Source organism: Variovorax sp. LjRoot175 (assembly GCF_964253805.1).
GTDB lineage: Bacteria > Pseudomonadota > Gammaproteobacteria > Burkholderiales > Burkholderiaceae_C > Variovorax.
In genome coordinates, this window is record NZ_CAXURY020000001.1 from 25433 (window position 1) to 42564 (window position 17132).

General features: G+C 68.6%; 14 protein-coding genes and 1 pseudogene. 8 read left to right on the forward strand and 7 right to left on the reverse strand.

All coding sequences use genetic code 11. The features are described from left to right. Positions 1-9 precede the first annotated feature (9 nt). Positions 10-2094, reverse strand: a complete 2085-nt coding sequence (locus tag ACSQ89_RS00145; protein ID WP_436294812.1) for a VIT and vWA domain-containing protein — start codon at positions 2092-2094, stop codon at positions 10-12. A gap of 195 nt (positions 2095-2289) precedes the next feature. Here ACSQ89_RS00145 and creD point away from each other — a divergent pair, with 195 nt between their 5' ends. After that, on the forward strand, positions 2290-3693 hold the full coding sequence (gene creD / locus ACSQ89_RS00150) for a cell envelope integrity protein CreD (protein WP_436294811.1): 1404 nt from the start codon (positions 2290-2292) through the stop codon (positions 3691-3693). After that, the gene (locus ACSQ89_RS00155) at positions 3690-6032 is read left to right on the forward strand and encodes a penicillin-binding protein 1A (protein WP_436294810.1); all 2343 of its coding nucleotides are present in this window, start codon (positions 3690-3692) and stop codon (positions 6030-6032) included. Before creD ends, ACSQ89_RS00155 begins: the two co-directional genes overlap by 4 nt. 4 nt (positions 6033-6036) lie before the next feature. Here ACSQ89_RS00155 and creC read toward each other — a convergent pair whose 3' ends face one another. Both creC and creB read right to left on the reverse strand, forming a co-directional pair. After that, on the reverse strand, positions 6037-7473 hold the full coding sequence (gene creC, locus ACSQ89_RS00160) for a two-component system sensor histidine kinase CreC (RefSeq protein ID WP_436294809.1): 1437 nt from the start codon (positions 7471-7473) through the stop codon (positions 6037-6039). A gap of 91 nt (positions 7474-7564) precedes the next feature. Then, positions 7565-8317, reverse strand: coding sequence for a two-component system response regulator CreB (gene creB, locus ACSQ89_RS00165; protein ID WP_436294808.1), 753 nt, complete (start codon positions 8315-8317; stop codon positions 7565-7567). A gap of 77 nt (positions 8318-8394) precedes the next feature. On the opposite strand from creB, the gene ACSQ89_RS00170 reads away from it, so the two are divergent. Next, positions 8395-9330 carry a YcjF family protein gene (locus ACSQ89_RS00170; RefSeq protein ID WP_436294807.1) on the forward strand — a complete coding sequence of 312 codons (936 nt, stop codon included), beginning with the start codon at positions 8395-8397 and terminating at the stop codon, positions 9328-9330. Between the two features lie 81 nt (positions 9331-9411). Here the strand turns inward: ACSQ89_RS00170 and ACSQ89_RS00175 are convergent, their stop codons facing one another. Beyond that, positions 9412-10179, reverse strand: coding sequence for a TIGR04325 family methyltransferase (locus ACSQ89_RS00175; RefSeq protein WP_093106990.1), 768 nt, complete (start codon positions 10177-10179; stop codon positions 9412-9414). Between the two features lie 115 nt (positions 10180-10294). Beyond that, positions 10295-10489 carry a heavy-metal-associated domain-containing protein gene (locus ACSQ89_RS00180; protein ID WP_093106988.1) on the reverse strand — a complete coding sequence of 65 codons (195 nt, stop codon included), beginning with the start codon at positions 10487-10489 and terminating at the stop codon, positions 10295-10297. Between the two features lie 141 nt (positions 10490-10630). Here ACSQ89_RS00180 and ACSQ89_RS00185 point away from each other — a divergent pair, with 141 nt between their 5' ends. Together ACSQ89_RS00185 and ACSQ89_RS00190 are read left to right on the forward strand one after the other, a co-directional pair. After that, on the forward strand, positions 10631-11320 hold the full coding sequence (locus ACSQ89_RS00185; RefSeq protein WP_436294806.1) for a response regulator transcription factor: 690 nt from the start codon (positions 10631-10633) through the stop codon (positions 11318-11320). After that, positions 11317-12720, forward strand: coding sequence for a sensor histidine kinase (locus ACSQ89_RS00190; protein ID WP_436294805.1), 1404 nt, complete (start codon positions 11317-11319; stop codon positions 12718-12720). The genes ACSQ89_RS00185 and ACSQ89_RS00190 overlap by 4 nt, the downstream gene beginning before the upstream one ends. Here ACSQ89_RS00190 and ACSQ89_RS00195 read toward each other — a convergent pair. Beyond that, positions 12702-13805 carry an alkene reductase gene (locus tag ACSQ89_RS00195; RefSeq protein WP_436294804.1) on the reverse strand — a complete coding sequence of 368 codons (1104 nt, stop codon included), beginning with the start codon at positions 13803-13805 and terminating at the stop codon, positions 12702-12704. The two genes, ACSQ89_RS00190 and ACSQ89_RS00195, sit on opposite strands and share 19 nt — an antisense overlap. Positions 13806-13920: 115 nt before the next feature. Between ACSQ89_RS00195 and ACSQ89_RS00200 the strand changes: the two are divergent. Continuing rightward, positions 13921-15142, forward strand: a pseudogene (locus ACSQ89_RS00200) (YbfB/YjiJ family MFS transporter). Here ACSQ89_RS00200 and gstA read toward each other — a convergent pair. After that, positions 15135-15743, reverse strand: coding sequence for a glutathione transferase GstA (gene gstA, locus ACSQ89_RS00205; protein WP_436294803.1), 609 nt, complete (start codon positions 15741-15743; stop codon positions 15135-15137). The pseudogene ACSQ89_RS00200 and the gene gstA sit on opposite strands and share 8 nt — an antisense overlap. Before the next feature lie 186 nt (positions 15744-15929). Here gstA and ACSQ89_RS00210 point away from each other — a divergent pair, with 186 nt between their 5' ends. Then, positions 15930-16115, forward strand: coding sequence for a DUF1328 family protein (locus ACSQ89_RS00210; RefSeq protein ID WP_093106971.1), 186 nt, complete (start codon positions 15930-15932; stop codon positions 16113-16115). Continuing rightward, complete coding sequence (locus tag ACSQ89_RS00215) at positions 16112-17035, forward strand: transglutaminase-like domain-containing protein (RefSeq protein ID WP_436294802.1); 924 nt, start codon at positions 16112-16114, stop codon at positions 17033-17035. Before ACSQ89_RS00210 ends, ACSQ89_RS00215 begins: the two co-directional genes overlap by 4 nt. Positions 17036-17132: the final 97 nt, after the last annotated feature.

Genomic DNA, 17132 nt, shown 5'->3' on the forward strand with positions numbered 1-17132 from the left:
GCGCGGTCCTCAAGCTGTGTACCGGCGTGCGTCGTGGCGGCGTGCGCGGCGGCGCAGCATGGCCAGCATGGAGAGCACAACCGCGATCGCGCCCAGGGTTTCGGGTTCGGGCGTGCTCGGCACTGCGGCGCCCAGGCTCTGGCCCTGGCCCAGCGCCAGTTCGCTCACGCCCTTGGGCAACGGCTGCGGCTGGTCGACGCTCGTGGCGTCTTGCGGCGCCATGTTGCGCACCACCTTGTCGACCGCGATGAAGCTGGTGTACTGCGTGAGCAGGCCGTAGCGCAGGCCGAGATCGGTGATGCGCTGCTTGAAGGCGTCGCCGCCTTCCAGCGCTTCCTGGTCGCTCAGGCTCGCGATGCGGTGGCGGGCCCAGAGGCTGCGCAGCGCGGCGGCATCCTGGCGCGTCGCGTCGTCGATGCGCACTTCCTGACGGTAAGGGCCGTCGGCGCTCAGGCCTTCGATGATGACGCGGCCCTTGGCTTCGCCGCGCCACTTGCCGAACACGATCACCGGGCGTTCGCCGAGCACGTCGGGCAGCGCCTGCGGCTCCACGTCGTACACGTCGAGGCCGCCGAAGGTGGCTTTCACATTGGTGAGCACCGGCGACTCGACCATGCGGCGGAAGCGCGCCGCCTGCTCCGGTGCCTGGATCGGGTCGGTGATGATGAAGGGCTCGCCCATGCCGGCGCGGGCCAGGCCTTCCATCAAGTGGCGGTTGACCGAGCTGCCGATGCCGAAGGCGAAGACGTTGGCACGGCCGAGGTTCTTGCGCACCAGTTCGAAGGCTTCGCGCTCGACCGTCACGTAGCCGTCGGTCACGATCACCACGGTGCGCGACACGTTCTCGGCCTTGGGCTCGGCATAGACGCGCTTCAGCGCCGGGATCAGCTCGGTGCTGCCGCTGCCGTTGTAGTTCTTGATGGTGGACAACGCCTGCTCGATGTTGGCACGCGTCGCGGGCACCGATTGCGGCGAGAGCATCCTGTTGCTGCCCGAGAACAGCAGCACGTTGAAGGTGTCGCTGGGACGCAGCCCGCCGATCAGTCTTTCGAGGACGACCTTGGCCGTGTCGAGCGGGAAGCCGTGCATCGAGCCCGAGATGTCGACCACGAAGATGTAGTCGCGCGGCGAGATCGCATTGGCCGCGACCGACTTGGGCGGCTCGACCATTGCGAGGAAGAAGTTCTCCGCGCCATTCCCGTCATTGCCGCCTTGGCCCCTATAGAGCATGAGGCCCGACTCGATCTTCTCGCCGGCGAGCCGGTAGTCGAGCACGAAGTCGCGGTTGTTGGCGGGCTCGCCGCTCTGCGCAAGTGCGACGTCGGCGTGCTGGTCGTCGTTGTTCTTGCGGATGTCGATCGCGTGCGTGGCCGAGCGGATTTCCTTGATGCCGAGCGGCGTGTCGAGCGCGACCTTCAGTTTGAACGCGGTGTTCGGCGCCACGCCTTCGCGCAGCGTCGGCTGCGCCACCCACTTCGCATCCCTGTTCTGCGACTGCGGGCTGTTGTAGCGCGGCCCCACCACCGTCGGAAACACGAACTGGTAGTTGCCCGCCTGCGGCACAAGCAGTTCGGTGTAGCGCAGCTCCACCTTGACGTCGTCGCCCGGCAGGATGTTCGCGACGTTCATCTGGAACACGTTGGGCAGGTGCTGCTCCAGCAGCGCGGCGGTCTTGCCTTCCTTCTTCGCGTTGTCGTAGTCGATGCGCGCCTGCTGCTTCTCGCGGATCTGCGCGGTGATCAGACGGTCGGCGAGCCGCACGTTGAGGCCGCCGACCGCGGCCTTGGTCGAACCCGGGAACACGTACTTCGCCTCGATCGCGCGCGAACCCTCGTTGCGGTAGGTCTGCGTGACGCGGACGTCGGCGATCACGCCCGAGATCTTGACGTCGACCTCGGTGCTCTTGAGCGGCAGGCGGTCGATCGAAGGGTCGTCGCTCTTGACGAAGAAGTAGGGGCTCTCGGTCTTCAGGCGCGGGCCGGTCGCTTCCTGCGCATGCAGCGGCCGGGCGACGAGCAGCAAGAAGCAAGTGCTTGCGAGACCCAGTGTCGCGAGCCAGAGCCAGCGGCCGGGACGGGTTGTGGTGGCTTCCATGTTGGTGATCCGGTGGTCGTGCAACGGTGCACGGCAGCCACTGTCGAGCGCGGACTCGAAGACAGTTGGAAGCCTGTTTGAAGCGAAAAGCGCCGTGTGAAGTCCGTGTGAAGTGCGCGGGAGGCCGCACTTCATATGCGCTTCGGATCGCGGCGCGAGCATCGCCGCATCGTCATCGACGAGGAGAAAACCCTCATGCTTCAGACACTTCGAAATTCCGTGCTGCTCAAGGTCTTCGGCCTCCTGGCCCTGACCGTGCTGCTGTGCATCCCGCTCGGCCAGATCGAATCGCTCAACCGCGAGCGCGGCCACAGCCAGCAGGAGGCAGCGCAGGAGCTCGCCGCCACCTATGCGGGCGCACAAACCGTGATCGGGCCCTTGCTGGTCGTGCCCTACGTGGAGCGCTGGATGGAACCGCTGCGCGACGCGCAGGGCCGAATCGTCGGCCAGGAAGGGCGCAGCAAGGAGCTGGCGCACCTGCTCTTTCCGGACAAGCTGCACATCGAGGGCAGCCTGGCGCCCCAGGAGCGCTATCGCGGGATCTTCAGGATTCCCTTCTACACGCTGAACGCGTCGCTGGCCGGCGCCTTCGCGGCCTTCGATGCGGCCGTGGTGCCGTCGAGCGAGAAGGGTTCGACGATCGAGTTCAGGCCGCCGTACGTGGCCTTCAACGTCAGCGACCTGCGCGGGCTCGACGGTTCGCCCGCGCTGCAGGTCGGCGCCGAGACGCTGCGCTTCCAGCAGCGCCTGCCGGGCCTGGCCGACGAGGCCTGGCTTGCGAGCGGCATTCATGCGCCGCTCGCAGGCAGCGCGCTGGCGGCATGGCAGGCGAAGCAGCCGCTGCCCTTCCAGCTCAAGCTCGGGCTGGTCGGTCAGGAGAAGCTGTCGATGGTGCCGATCGGCGAGGAGACCACGGCGCATCTGACATCGCCCTGGGCGCATCCGAGCTTCGGGGGCCGCTTCCTGGCTTCGGAGCGCACCGTGACCGATCAGGGCTTCGATGCGCGCTGGCGCGTCTCCTCGCTCGTGACTTCGGCGCGCGAGGAAGTGCGCGGCGGCATGAAGAGCGCCAAGGCGCCTGCAGCGCTGCAGAGCTTCGACGTCTCGCTCGCGCAGCCGCTCAACGTCTATTCGATGTCCACGCGGGCGGTGAAGTACGGCCTCCTGTTCATCGGCCTGGTGCTGATGGCGGCCTTCATGTTCGAGCTGTTCCGCAAGCTGCGTCTGCATCCGGTGCAGTACGGGCTCGTCGGTCTCTCGATCGCGCTGTTCTTCCTGCTCCTCCTGGCGCTGTCCGAAAAGGTGGCGTTCTGGCTGGCCTATGCCGGCGCGGCGGGTGCCAGCGTGCTGCTGCTTGCGGTGTATTTCAGCGCGGTGCTGGGCGGCTGGCGGCGTGGCGCCTCCTTCGGCGCCTATGTGGCGCTGCTCTACGGCGCGCTCTACGGGCTGCTTGCGTCGGAGAGCAACGCGCTGCTGCTCGGCGCCTTGCTGATCTTCGGCATGCTCGCCGTGCTGATGCTGGCGACGCGCAAGGTCGACTGGTATGCCTTGTCGACCGGAGGCGGCAAGACTGTCGCCGCTGCCGGAGCGCAGTCATGAAGCCCGGCTTGCGACGCCTTCTGTTCTGGAGCGCGACCGTGGCGGCGGGCGGCGCGGTCGCGCTGCTGTGCGCTGCCGGCATCGCCGTGGCGGTGATCTATCCGAAGCTGCCGGATGTCTCGGAGCTTTCCGACTACCGGCCCAAGCTGCCGCTTCGGGTCTTCACTTCCGACGGCGTGCTGATCGGCGAGTTCGGCGAAGAGCGGCGCCAGCTCATCCCGATCGCCGACATGCCCCGGTCGCTGAAGGACGCGGTGGTCGCGGTCGAGGATGCGCGCTTCTACGAGCATGGCGGCGTCGATGCCAAGGGCCTGCTGCGCGCGGTGCTCGCGAACCTGCGGCATGGCACGCGCCAGGGCGCGTCCACCATCACCCAGCAGGTGGCGCGCAACGTCTACCTGAGCTCGGAGCGCACGCTGACGCGCAAGATCTACGAGGCGCTGCTCGCGTTCCGGCTCGAAGAGCGGCTCAGCAAGGACCAGATCCTCGAGATCTACCTGAACCAGATCTTCCTCGGCCACCGCGCCTATGGCTTCGCCGCGGCTTCGGAGGTTTATTTCGGCAAGCCCTTGAAGGACATCACGCTCGCGGAGGCCGCCATGCTGGCGGGTGTGCCGAAGGCGCCCGATGCCAACAACCCGCTGAAGAACCCGCGTCGCGCGCGGGCCCGCCAGTTGTACGTGCTCGACCGCATGCAGGAAGTCGGTGCGATCACCGCCGCGCAGGCGGTGGAGGCGAAGAAGGAGGTGCTGCATCTGCGCGACCCTTCCGAGCCGAAGCGCCTGCATGCGGAATACGTGGCCGAGACGGTGCGCCAGTTGATGTACGCGCAGTACGGCAGCAGCATCTACACGCGCGGCCTCAAGGTCACGACCTCGCTCGTCGCGGCCGACCAGGCGGCGGCGTACAAGGCGCTGCGCCGCGGCATCTTGGACTACGAACGGCGCCAGCCTTACCGCGGTCCCGAGCGCTTCGTCGATCTGCCCGACGATCCCGCCGAGCTCGACGATGCCGTCGATGAGGCCCTGGCCGAGCATCCCGACAACGACGACGTTCTCTCCGCCGTGGTGCTGCAGGCCGACGCGAAGGAGGTCAGCGCGGTGCGCGCCAACGGCGACGAGCTGCGGATCGCGGGCGAGGGCCTGCGCCTCGCGCAGGCCGGCCTGTCGCAGCGCGCGGCCCCGAACGTGCGCGTGCGGCGCGGCGCGGTGATCCGCGTCGCGAAGACGCCCAAGGGCACGTGGGAGATCGTCCAGATGCCGGAAGTCGAAGGCGCCTTCGTTGCGCTCGACCCGCGCGACGGTGCGATCAAGGCGCTGGTGGGCGGCTTCGATTTTGGCAAGAGCAAGTTCAACCACGTGACGCAGGCCTGGCGCCAGCCGGGCTCGAGCTTCAAGCCCTTCATCTATTCGGCCGCGCTCGAGAAAGGCTTCACGCCGGGCACCATCGTCAACGATGCGCCGCTGTTCTTCGACGCCGGCGCGACCGGAAGCCAACCGTGGGAGCCGAAGAACTACGACGGCACTTTCGGAGGGCCGATGTCGCTGCGCCATGCGCTCGAACAATCGAAGAACATGGTCACGATCCGGGTGCTCGAATCGATCGGCCCGCGCTACGCGCAGGACTGGATCGGCAACTTCGGATTCGAGCGTGCCAAGCATCCGGCCTACCTGCCGATGGCGCTCGGCGCGGGCTCGGTCACGCCAATGCAGATGGCGGCCGCGTACGGTGTCTTTGCGAACGGGGGCTATCGCGTCAGCCCCTGGCTCGTGACGCGCATCACCGACCCCAAGGGCCAGGTGCTGGTCGAGGCCGAGCCGCCGGCGCGCGACGAAAGCGCACGCGCCATCCCGAAGCGCAACGCCTTCGTCATGAGTTCGCTGCTGCAAAGCGTGGTCACGAACGGCACCGGCTTCAAGGCCTATCAGGCGCTCCAGCGCCGCGACCTCTACGGCAAGACCGGCACCACCAATGATTCGATCGACACCTGGTTCGCCGGCTTCCAGCCGAGCCGCGTCGGCATTGCCTGGATCGGCTACGACACGCCGCGCCAGCTGGGCGTTCGCGGCGAGACCGGTGGCAGCCTGAGCCTGCCGATCTGGACCGGCTACATGCAGGCGGCGCTGCAGGGCGTGCCGGTGGCCGAGCTGCCGGCGCCCGACGGCGTGGTGAAGGTGGACGGCGAGTGGTACTACGACGACTACGCGCCGGGCCGCGGCATCACCAGCCTGGGCATCGAGACCGGCCCTACACCGCCGGCCGAGGCGCTCGCCGCGGTGCCGGTCAGCGCGATGCCGCCGCCGGAGGAACGCAACCGGATCCTCGACTTTTTCAGATAGAGCCTTAGTGCGACGCCAGCGGCAGCGTGAGCGTCGCGAGCGCGCCGCCGCGCGGCGCGTTCGCAAGCTCGATGCGGCCGCGGTGCAGCGCCGCGATCTCTTTCACGAAGGCCAGGCCGAGGCCGGTGCTCTTCTTCTGGCTGTGCGGGCGCGCAAGCGAATAGAACTTCTCGAACACCTTGTCTTTCGCGTAGTCGGGAATGCCGCGGCCGTGGTCGCGCACGGTGATGCGGGCCTCGCGCGCGCCGGCGTGCAGCGCGAGCGCGACCTCGGCGCCCGGCGGCGAGAAGTCGATCGCGTTGTCGAGCAGGTTGCTGACCGCGCGGCGCAAGAGGAAGGGATCGCCCTCGACGCGGACCTCGGTGTCGATCGCGACATGCAGGCGGATCTCACGCGCCGCCGCTGCGCCCTGGGCGCTCGCCGCCACTTCCCGCAGCAGCGGCGCCAGCGCGACCGGCTCGCTGCGCTCCAGCGCGCGCTGGGTTTCGAGCGCCGTCAGCTCCATCATGCGGTCGACGATCTCCTGGATGCGCTCGGTCTCGCTTGCGATGTTGGCGAGGAAGCGTTCGCGCTCGGCCTGGGGCATCGAGGGTTCCTGCAACAGCTCGGCCGCGCCGCGAATCGCCGACAGCGGGCTCTTGATCTCGTGCGTGAAGGTCTGCACGTAGTCGGCCACATAGCTGCGGCCGGTCAGCGCGTCGCGCATCTCGCCGAAGCCGCTGCGCAGCGTATCGACCGCGCGGCGCACCATGCGCGCGAGGCTCCAGCTGCGCTGGCTGCGCAGCCAGCTCAGGTAGTCGGAGATCAGGCCGAAGGGCCGCACCAGCCAGACCGACATGATGAGCGCCAGCAGCAGAAGCGCGAAGGCCGAGCCGACGCCGACCCACAGCGTGCGGGCGCGTGCGTCCTCGACGAACTGGCCGAAGCTTTGCACCGGCTTGCCGGCGCTGACCACGCCGACGATCTCGTTGTTCCAGCGTATCGGGGCAGCCGCGTACATCACGGAGGTCATCGGGTCGCCTTCGATGTCGCGCGAAGTGCGCGCGCCGTAGACGCCGGCCAGGGTGCGGCTCACGTCGCTCCACTTCGAGAAGTCGGCGCCGACGCTGCGGCCGAGCGAATCGAAGAGCACGCGGCCGCTGCGGTCGGTGACGTAGATGCGCAGCTCGACGCGGCTCTTGTGCAGGTTGTAGATCTGGGCCGAGAACTGGCGCGCGTAGGCCGAGCGGAACACCGGCTCCAGCCGCGCGGTGTTGATCGCGCCGGCGATCACGTCCTGCTCGATCAGGCTGGCCATCAGCTGCGAGGTCTCGACCAGCGACTCCTCGGCCGACTCGCGGTAGCGCGGGTCGATGTCGGACACCACGCGGTAGAGCAGGAAGGCGATGCCCGCCGTGTAGATCAGCAGGATGCCAATGAAGATGCGGGTTCTGCGACTCAAGGGATGGCCCCCACGCTCGGCACTGCGTGTCCTCGCTGCCCCCCGAGGGGGCCGTAGGCCGCCTTGGGGCGGCCCGGCGCCGGCCTGATGCTCATCTCCGATTCGCCGGCAGCTCTTCGTTGAGCGCATAGCCTGTGCCGCGCAAGGTTCGGATCGGCTCGACCTCCGGCGCGATGGCGCGCAGCTTGGCGCGCAGGGTCTTGACGTGCGCGTCGACCGTGCGGTCGAAGCTGTCGCTGGCATCGTCCCAGACCAGTCGCAGCAACTCGTCGCGTGTGAACACGCGGCCCGGGCGCTGGATCAGCAGGCGCAGCAGCCCGTACTCGTAGCGCGAGAGTTCGAGCAGGCGGCCGTAGTAGCGGATCTGCATGCGCTCGGCGTCGAGCGCGAAGGGCGTGGCGGGTGGAGTGGCCGCCGGTGCAACGGGCGTTGCCTGCATCGGGGCGCCATTGCCGCGCCCGCTGCGCCGCAGGATCGTGCGCACGCGCGCCACCAGTTCGCGCGGCGAGAAGGGCTTGGCGATGTAGTCGTCGGCGCCGAGCTCGAGGCCGACCACGCGGTCGATCTCGTCGCTGCGCGCCGTGAGGAAGAGCATCGGCACCTCGGCGCCGCCGGCTTCGCGGTTCAAGGCCTGCAGGCGCTTGAAGAGCTCGAAGCCGTTCATGTCGGGCAGGCCCACGTCCAGGATCGCGAGCGCGGGCGGATCGGCCGCGAACTGCGCGATGGCCTCCTCGGCCGTGGCGCACCAGACGGGCACGAAGCCGTCGGTCTTGAGCACGTACTGCAGGGTGTCGGCGATGCCCGACTCGTCTTCGGCGATCAGGATCCGGGGGTTGAAGGGCATGGGCCGGATGGTAGCCGGCCGGAACCTTTGCGCCGCAGCTCGAACGAACAGGGTCTTGCATTCTGGAGAACCGCACCGTGACCCCATCCGAAACCCGGGCCATCGTCACCCTCAGCCTGCTGGCAGCCTTTGTCGACGGCGAGAAGCACGAGCGCGAACGCGCCGAGATCAAGCGCATTGCCGAAGGACTCTCTGAGGCCGACGGCGTGCAGCTGCCGATGCTCTACCAGGACGTGCTGATGAAGCGCGTTTCGCTGCCTGCGGTGGCTGCTGAATTGAAGAGTTCCGAATCGAAGCAGCTCGCCTACGAGATGGCGGTCTGCGTCTGCGATGCCGACGGCACGCAGTCGGAGGCCGAGCGCATGTTCCTCGCCGACGTGCGCACTTCGCTCGGGCTTGATGCGCCGGTGGCCAAGCAGTTCGCGAAGGAGGCCGAGGAGATCGCGGCGGTGCCGCTGTCGACGGCCGTTGCCGCTGCTGCACCGTCCGCCACGGTCGACAACGCCGAGCTCGACCAGGCGATCCTCAACGCCGCGATCCTGAACGGCGCGCTCGAGCTGCTGCCCGAGACGCTCTCGACCATGGCCATCATCCCGCTGCAGATGAAGCTGGTCTATCGCATCGGCCGCGCGCACGGCTACGAGCTCGACGGCGGCCATGTGAAGGACTTCCTCGCCACGGTGGGCGTCGGCCTGACTTCGCAGTACCTCGAACAGGCCGGCCGCAAGCTGCTGGGCGGCCTGCTCGGCAAGGTCGGCAGCGGAATGCTGCGCGGCCTCGGCAAGCAGGCGGTGAGCTCGGGCATGAGCTTCGCGACCACCTATGCGCTGGGCCATGTCGCCAAGCGCTACTACGCAGGCGGCCGCACGCTGTCGACGCAGATGCTGAAGGAAGCGTATGCGAGTGTCACGCAGGAAGCGCAAGGCCTGCAGACGCGCTACCTGCCTGCGATGCAGGAGAAGGCGCGCACGCTCGATGCCGGCAAGATCTTGTCGATGGTGCGCAGCGCCTAGCTGGCCCCCACGCTCCGTCACTTCGTGTACTCGCTGCCCCCCGAGGGGGTGCAGGCCGCCTTGGGGCGGCCCGGCGCCGGCCTAGTGCAAATCGAAGCAACAACCCGCGTAGTAGGGCTTGTCGCCGCCGTCGACGAAGGGCACCTCGATCGGCTTGCCCTCGTTGCGCCAGGCGTCGCGCCGCTTGTAGCCAGATTCGGCGAGCTCGGCGAGGAGCTCGTCGTGGTGCTGGATCCGGTAGGGACAGACGGCAAAGCCGATGCTGTTGAGCGTGTAGAGCGTGCGCTCGGGATGCACTGCCGTCGTGTTGAGCACGATGCGCCGTGGCTTCACGGGCAGCGCGGCAATGATCTCGGACATGCGCGTCGGCAGGTACTGCAGGCTGCCCGAGGCGTAGAGCACGTCGCAGCCGCTCGCGTCGCGCCAATCGGTGGTGAAGCCGAGCTGCGCGCTGGCCTCGCGCTGCACCGCGAGCTCCCGGCCGCTCGCCACCACGTTAGGCACGTCGCAGACGGTCCAACGCAGGTCGGCAGGGTAGTTGAGCATGCGGCGGAAGGCGTAGTACTTGATGCCGACATGGCCGCCCAGGTCGAAGATGCTGCGCATGCCGTCGTCGAGCGCGCGGCCGAGCCAGAACAGGCCGGGGTAGTCGTAGAAAGCGACCTGGTGACTGTAGAAGGCGTCCGCCGGGGCGTTGTCGTATCCGATGGCCTTGGAGGGCGGCGCGCCGGCTTCGGCAGCGGCGAAGCTCTCGAAGGAACCCATGAACAGGTTCTCTTCGCGGTTGTCCAGGAACTTGCGCCGGTAGGCAGCTTCGCGGACCGATGAGGGCAGCAGATTCGACAACATGGAAGCCTCTTTGCTCACGGTGGATGCAGCGCATATTTTGCACTTTGAAACAAAAGTATTCAACTGTTTCGTGCGTTCTCGGTGTCGCCGGTCGGCATCCGGGCCGGGCCGGGGTTCACTGCGCCTGGTAGCCGGCGTTCTCGATCGCCACGATGATGTCCTGCCGCGGCTGATGGCTCAACACGTCGACATGGCCGGTTTCGAGATCGACCGTGACCTGCGCCTCGGGGTCCACCGTCTGCACCGCGTTCTGCACGGCGCTCGCGCAATGGGCGCAGCTCATGCCCAAGACCTGGAATTTCTGGCTCATCGTTGCTCCTTTCATGGGGATGATGCGCAAGTGTCAACCTTCTCACGTTGTCAATGTCCAGTACAGGGGCGCTCGTCCCTTGCCGTATCCTCGCCTGCGGCCCGCGGTAAGCCCCGGTAACGAACTCTCTTTTCCCTTTCCATGCGAATCCTGCTGGTCGAAGACGATGCGGTGCTGCGCGGCGTGATGCTGCGCAGCCTGGGCGATGCCGGACACCGCGTCGACGTGGCGGCGAATACCGAGGACGCCGACCACCTGTGGCGCGTGCAGCTGTTCGATGCGGTGCTGCTCGATCTCAGCCTGCCGGCAACGGCCAGCCCGACCAGCGGCCTCGCGAGCGGCCTCACCGTGCTGCGCCACGCACGCGCGCGCGGCGACCGCACGCCGGTGCTGGTACTGACCGCGCGCGATCGCACCGAAGAGCGCATCGCCGGCCTCGATGCGGGCGCCGACGACTACCTCGGCAAGCCCTTCGACCTGGCCGAGGTCGAGGCCCGCCTGCGGGCGCTGGTGCGGCGCGCACAGGGGACCGAGGACATCGCCACGCTGGGCCGGCTGCGGCTCGACCGCAAGGCGCGCCGTTTCTCGGTGGCCGGCGCGCCGATGGACCTGCCGGCGCGCGAGTTCGAGGTCTTGTGGGAGCTGATGAGTCCGCCGGGCCGCACGGTCAGCAAGCGGGCCATGTCCGACAAGCTGTCGAGCTTCGACGAAGCGCTGGGCGACAACGCGCTGGAGGCCTTCATCTCGCGCCTGCGCAAGAAGCTCGCGGGCAGCGGCGCGGCGATCCGCACGCTGCGCGGCATCGGCTATCTGCTGGAAGCGGCCGAGTGAAGCCGGCGCCGCGCCGGGCGTCGGCGCGCGCGCCTTCGCTCACTTCGCGCGTGCTGCGGCGCGTGCTGCTGCCGCTGGCCCTGACCTGGCTGGTGGGCACCGCGGTCGCGGTGGCGGTGGCCGGCCACTTCACCGAGCAGGCCTTCGACCGCGCCTTGCTCGACGATGCCTATTCGGTGTCGGCCAACGTGGAGGCCGGCGAGCGCGACATCCAGCTGCAGCTGTCGCCGCGCGAGGTCACGAGCGTGCTGTTCGACCAGTCGGAGCAGGTCTACTTCGCGGTGCTGCGGCCCGACGGCTCGCGGCTCGCCGGCCACGCGGGCCTGCAGGCACCGGCGCCAAAGGAGGGCGCGCGCTATCGCTTTTCCGATGTGAACTACGAGGGGCAAGCGCTGCGCGCCGTGGTGTTGAACCATGACGCGCCCAAAGCCTTCCGCGTCGTGATCGCGCAGACCACGCGCGCCCGCGCCGCGCTGGTCGAACGGCTGCTGCTCTATTCGCTGGCGCCGCAAGGTGTGCTGCTGGCGCTTCTGGCCGTGTGGCTGTGGCGCGGCATCGAAGGCGAGCTGCGTCCACTCGGCGAACTGCGCCGGACGCTGGACCAACGCGATGCCCACGACCTGGCACCGGTGCCGGTGGCACGCAGCTCGCGCGAGCTCGAACGCCTGGGCGAGACGCTCAACGCCCTGTTCGAGCGCTTGGGCCACAGCGTGCGTGCGCAGCGCGAGTTCGCGGGCAACGTGGCGCACGAGTTGCGCACGCCGCTGGCCGGCATCCGCGCGCTGGCCGACTACGGTCTCGCGCAGCAGGCCCCGGCCGTGTGGCGCGAACAGCTGCAGCACATCGCCGCCAGCCAGGCGCGCGCCAGCCACCTGGTCGACCAGCTGCTCGCGCTGGCGCTGGCCGACGAGGCCCGCACCGGCCTGCAGCGCGCGCCGCTTCGGCTCGACGAGCTGGTGGAGCAGGCGGTGCTGCGCCATCTCGCGCGCGCCGATGCAGAGGGCGTGGATCTGGGCGCGCTGGGTCTCGACCAGCCGGTGACAGTGCAGGCCAATGCGGCGCTCGTCGAAGGCATCCTCGACAACCTGATCGACAACGCGCTGCGCTACGGCGGCCGCACCATCACGGTCGAGCTGGCGGGCCGCACGCTCGGCGTGGTCGACGACGGCCCCGGCATTGCGCCCGAGGTGCAGCGCGACCTGATGCAGCGCTGGTCGCAAGGACCGGCCGGGCAGAAGCTGGGGCAGGGCGCCGGCCTCGGGCTCGCGATCGTGGCGCGCCATGCCGCGCTGCTGGGCGCCGAGCTGCGCTTCGACAAGGCGTCCGAAGCGGGCGGGCTGCGGGTCAGCGTGGCCTTCGCGCCGAGCCCGCCCGGGGACGATCAGCCCAGCGCCGGATAGTCGATGTAGCCCTTCGCGCCGCCGCCGTAGAAGGTGTTCTTGTCCCAGGGATTGAGCGGCGCGCCCTCGCGCAGGCGGCGCACCAGGTCGGGATTGGAGATGAAGGGCTTGCCGAAGGCCACGAGGTCGTCGCCTTCCTTCAATGCCTCTTCGGCCAGCGGCTTGTCGTAGCCGTTGTTCACCATCCAGGCGCCCTTGCCGCCGGCCTGGCGGTAGGCGGCCTTGAGGGCTTCATAGTCGAAGGGGCGGTCTTCCAGCTCGCGCGGGCCGCCGGTGGCGCCCTCGACGACGTGGATGTAGGCCAGCTTGAGCGTGGCGAGCTGTTTCACGACGTACTCGAAGAGCGGCTGCGGATTCTCGTCGTGCACGTCGTTGGCCGGCGTCACGGGCGAGATGCGGATGCCGGTGCGGCCGCCGCCGACCGCGTCGACCACGGCACGCGTCGCTTCGAGCAGCAGGCGGGCGCGGTTCCCGATGCTGCCGCCGTAGTCGTCGCTGCGCTTGTTGCTGCCGGTCTTGAGGAACTGGTCGAGCAGGTAGCCGTTGGCGGCATGCACCTCGACGCCGTCGAAGCCGGCGGTCTCGACGGCGTTGCGCGCGGCGGCGGCGTAGCCGTGGACGATGCCCGGCAGCTCGCCCGCGTCGAGGGCGCGCGGCTCGGAGGTTTCGACGTAAGTGGGAACGCCGTCCTTGATCAGCACGGTCTTGGTCTTGGCCGTGATGGCCGAGGGCGCGACCGGCTGGCCGCCATCGGGCTGCAGCTCGTTGTGCGAGACCCGGCCCACGTGCCAGAGCTGGACCACGATCTTGCCGCCCTTGGCGTGCACCGCATCGGTCACGCGCTTCCAGGCTTCGAGCTGCTCGCTGCCGTAGAGGCCGGGCACGTCGGCATAGCCCTGGCCCTGCTGGCTGATCGCGGTGGCTTCGGTGATCAGCAGTCCGGCGCTGGCGCGCTGCGCGTAGTAAGTGGCCGCGATATCGCGCGGCACGGCGTTGGGCGAGCGATTGCGCGTGAGCGGCGCCATGACGATGCGGTTGGCCAGCTTCAGGTCGCCGGCCTGGATGGGGTCGAAGAGGGAGGACATCGGTTCTGCTTGTTGGGGTGGATGAACAGCGCGAACGGTAAACCGGCGCGCCCAACCGCGCTGCCACGGGGTTGTCGGTTTGCTGCTAGGGGATGCAGCAGAATGCCCGCACTCCATGACGATGCATTCCGCCACGCTCACGCCCGCGCAGGCCCTGCGCCTCGCGCTTGCGTTGTCGATGGGTGCCGCGGTCTCGCTCGGCATCACGCGCTTTTCTTATGGCTTGCTGCTGCCGCCGATGCGCGCGGATTTGGGCTGGAGCTACACGCTGGCCGGCGCGATGAACACCGCGAATGCGGCCGGCTATTTGCTGGGCGCATTGATGACGCCGGCCTTGATGCGGCGCCTCGGGCCGCTGCGTCTGCTGGTCTGGGGTGCGGTGTGGGCCAGCCTGTTCATGGCGGCCAGCGGCTTCTTCACCTCGGCCTCGGCGCTGCTGTTGCAGCGCTTTCTGGCCGGGCTGGCGAGCGCCTGGGTGTTCGTCGCGGGCGGCCTGCTGGCGGCGCGGCTCGGGACGCTGCAGCCGTCGCGCGCAGGTTTTCTGCTGGGCCTGTACTACGGCGGCACGGGCTTCGGCATCACCTTGTCGGCGCTGCTGGTACCGCCGGTGCTGCACGCTGCCGCGGGCGAAGCGCATGGCTGGGCCTGGGCCTGGTGGGCGCTGGCGCTGGCGAGCTTCGCGGGGACGGCCGTGCTGGGGTACGCGGCGCATGCGATGCCGAGCGAGGCGCGTGCACCCGCTGCGCCGGCGTCAGCGCACGAGGCGGCCGCGCAGCCCGCGCGCGCAGTACGTCGCTTCGGCTGGGCGCTCGCGGGCTATGCGCTCTTCGGCACCGGCTACATCGGCTACATGACCTTCGTGATCGCTGCTGCGCGAGCAAGGCGCGAGCCCGGCGAACATCACGATGTTCTATGCGCTGCTTGGCGTCGCCTGCGTGGCTTCGGCGCGGCTCTGGGCCGGCTTGCTGGATCGCTTTCATGGCGGCCAGCCGCAGGCGGTGCTCAATGCGTTGCTGGGCATGGCAACCCTGCTGCCGGTGCTGAGCGCCGCGTGGCCGGTGACGCTGGTCTCGGGGCTGCTGTTCGGCGCGGTGTTCCTGTCGGTGGTGGCCTCCACCACCGCGCTGGTGCGCCACAACCTGCCGGCCGAACAATGGTCCACCGGCATCAGCGCCTTCACGATCATCTTCGCGCTGGGGCAGATCGTGGGGCCCACCGTGACCGGCTGGATCTCCGACGGGCCGGGCGGCCTGGCGCGCGGCCTGGTGGCCTCGGCGATCACGCTGTGGGCCGGGGCTGCGCTCGCCTCGCGGCAGCGGCCGCTGCTGCTTACTTGAGCAGGCCTTCGGTCTTCATGGCTTCCTGCACGGCCGGGCGGGCGCCGACGCGTGCATGCCAGGCCTGCACATTCGCGTAGGGCGAGATGTCGACGCCGGTCGGCTTGGCCCAGTTGGTGACGGTGAACAGGTAGCCGTCGGCCACCGTGAAGTGCTCGCCCATCAGGTAGTCCTTGCCTTCGAGCTCGCCGTTGAGCCACTCGTAGCGCGACTGGAGCTTGGTCCTGAAGATGGCCTTGGCTTCTTCGGGCATGTTGGGGTTGAACATCGGCGAGTAGGTCTTGTGCATTTCGGTGCCGATGAAGGTGAGCCACTCCTGCAGCCGGTAGCGCGAGAGCGTGCCGCTGGCGGGGGCGAGGTTCTTGTTCGGCGCGAGGTCGGCGATGTACTGCACGATGGCCGGACCTTCGCGCAGGCGCGTGCCGTCGTCGAGCTCGAGCATCGGCACGTAGCCGAGCGGGTTGATGCCGTAGTAGTCGGTGCCATCCTGCAGCTTGTGGCTCTTGGTGCTGGCGAGCACGGGTTCGAAGGCGAGGCCGGCTTCGCGCAGCGCGATATGGGGCGAGAGCGAGCAGGCGCCCGGCGAGTAATACAGCTTCATGCGAAAAACTCTCCAATGGATGTTCGGGAAACGTTCTTTCTTGCAGACGCGAGGCCGATGCTAGCGGGTTCGCCGCGAGCGCGTTTGTCCTACGGGGCCTTGGGCGCGGCGACTATCGGGCCGGCCGGCGCGCCTTTCTATGCTCCCGGCACCGCGGGCGGATGACCGCACGCAAGGAGCTCGCGCATGTTGAAGTACGCCATCATTTTTGCGGTGATCTCGCTGATCGCCGGCGCCCTCGGCTTCGGCGGCGTGGCGGCCGGCGCGGCCGGCATCGCGAAGGTGCTGTTCGGGCTGTTCCTGATCCTGGCGGTCGTGTTCCTCGTTCTTGCGGCGCTCGGGGTGGGCGCGGTGAAGAAAGCGCTGGATTGACGCACTACTCGAACGTGGAGACGGTGCTCGACTACGAGGTCGAGGCGCCGTCGCATTTGCTGCTCAACATCGAGGCCGCGCGCAGCGGCGCACAGACTGTGATCAGCGAGGATCTGGCGATCGAACCGGCGGTGGAAATGCAGGCTTTCTGCGACGAGGGCAGCGGCAACCGCTTCATTCGTTTCGATGCGCCGCAGGGGCCGCTGAAGATCCGCTACCGCGCCAGCGTCCAGCGCGCGCACGTGGAAGTGCCGCCCGATCTGGCCGAAGTGCCGGTGAACCAGGTGCCCAACGAGATCCTCCACTACATGATGCCGACGCGCTACTGCGAGTCGGACCTGATGTCGCGCTGCGCGCAGCAGCTCTTCGGCGACCTGCCGCCGGGCATCGGACGCGTGCAGGCCATCGCCGACTGGATTCACGACAGCATCACCTACGAACCGGGCAGCAGCGACTCGACCACCACCGCGCGCGAGGTCTTCGTCGAGCGCGCCGGCGTGTGCCGCGATTTCGCGCACCTGGGCATCACTTTCTGCCGCGCGCTCAACATCCCGGCGCGGCTGGTGGTGGGCTATGTGTGGTTCGACGAGCCGCCGCAGGATTTTCATGCGCTGTTCGAGGCCTGGCTGGGCGGGCGGTGGGTCTTGTTCGATGCCACGCGCATGGCGCCGGTCGATCGCCTGGTGCGCGTGGGCACGGGGCGTGATGCGAAGGACGTCGCCTTCTGCACCATCTTCGGGCCGGTGCGCATGACGGGCAAGTCGCTGGTCGTGCGCGAACTGCAGGACGAAAGCCTGACGCCGCCGGCCGAGCCCGAGCCCAGCGGGCAGCTGGTCGGGATCGAGAAGCCGGCGCCGGTGGCCACCGCCGGCGAATCCTTGATTGCTATCAAAATGATAGCAATCGGGCCAGGCAAATAGCCGGGTCCGGCTTGCCCCTCCACACCGCACGGAGCACGGCGCGCGATTAAAATTAGCGCCCCTTTCCGCGAGCGCACGCACATGTGCGCCCCACTCT

Excerpts from the sequence above, each read along its gene's own strand:
- ACSQ89_RS00145 (WP_436294812.1), bottom strand. The coding sequence starts at position 2,094 with ATGGAAGCCACCACAACCCGTCCCGGCCGCTGGCTCTGGCTCGCGACA.
- creD (WP_436294811.1), top strand. The coding sequence starts at position 2,290 with ATGCTTCAGACACTTCGAAATTCCGTGCTGCTCAAGGTCTTCGGCCTC.
- ACSQ89_RS00155 (WP_436294810.1), top strand. The coding sequence starts at position 3,690 with ATGAAGCCCGGCTTGCGACGCCTTCTGTTCTGGAGCGCGACCGTGGCG.
- creB (WP_436294808.1), bottom strand. The coding sequence starts at position 8,317 with ATGCCCTTCAACCCCCGGATCCTGATCGCCGAAGACGAGTCGGGCATC.
- ACSQ89_RS00175 (WP_093106990.1), bottom strand. The coding sequence starts at position 10,179 with ATGTTGTCGAATCTGCTGCCCTCATCGGTCCGCGAAGCTGCCTACCGG.
- ACSQ89_RS00180 (WP_093106988.1), bottom strand. The coding sequence starts at position 10,489 with ATGAGCCAGAAATTCCAGGTCTTGGGCATGAGCTGCGCCCATTGCGCG.
- ACSQ89_RS00185 (WP_436294806.1), top strand. The coding sequence starts at position 10,631 with ATGCGAATCCTGCTGGTCGAAGACGATGCGGTGCTGCGCGGCGTGATG.
- ACSQ89_RS00195 (WP_436294804.1), bottom strand. The coding sequence starts at position 13,805 with ATGTCCTCCCTCTTCGACCCCATCCAGGCCGGCGACCTGAAGCTGGCC.
- gstA (WP_436294803.1), bottom strand. The coding sequence starts at position 15,743 with ATGAAGCTGTATTACTCGCCGGGCGCCTGCTCGCTCTCGCCCCATATC.
- ACSQ89_RS00210 (WP_093106971.1), top strand. The coding sequence starts at position 15,930 with ATGTTGAAGTACGCCATCATTTTTGCGGTGATCTCGCTGATCGCCGGC.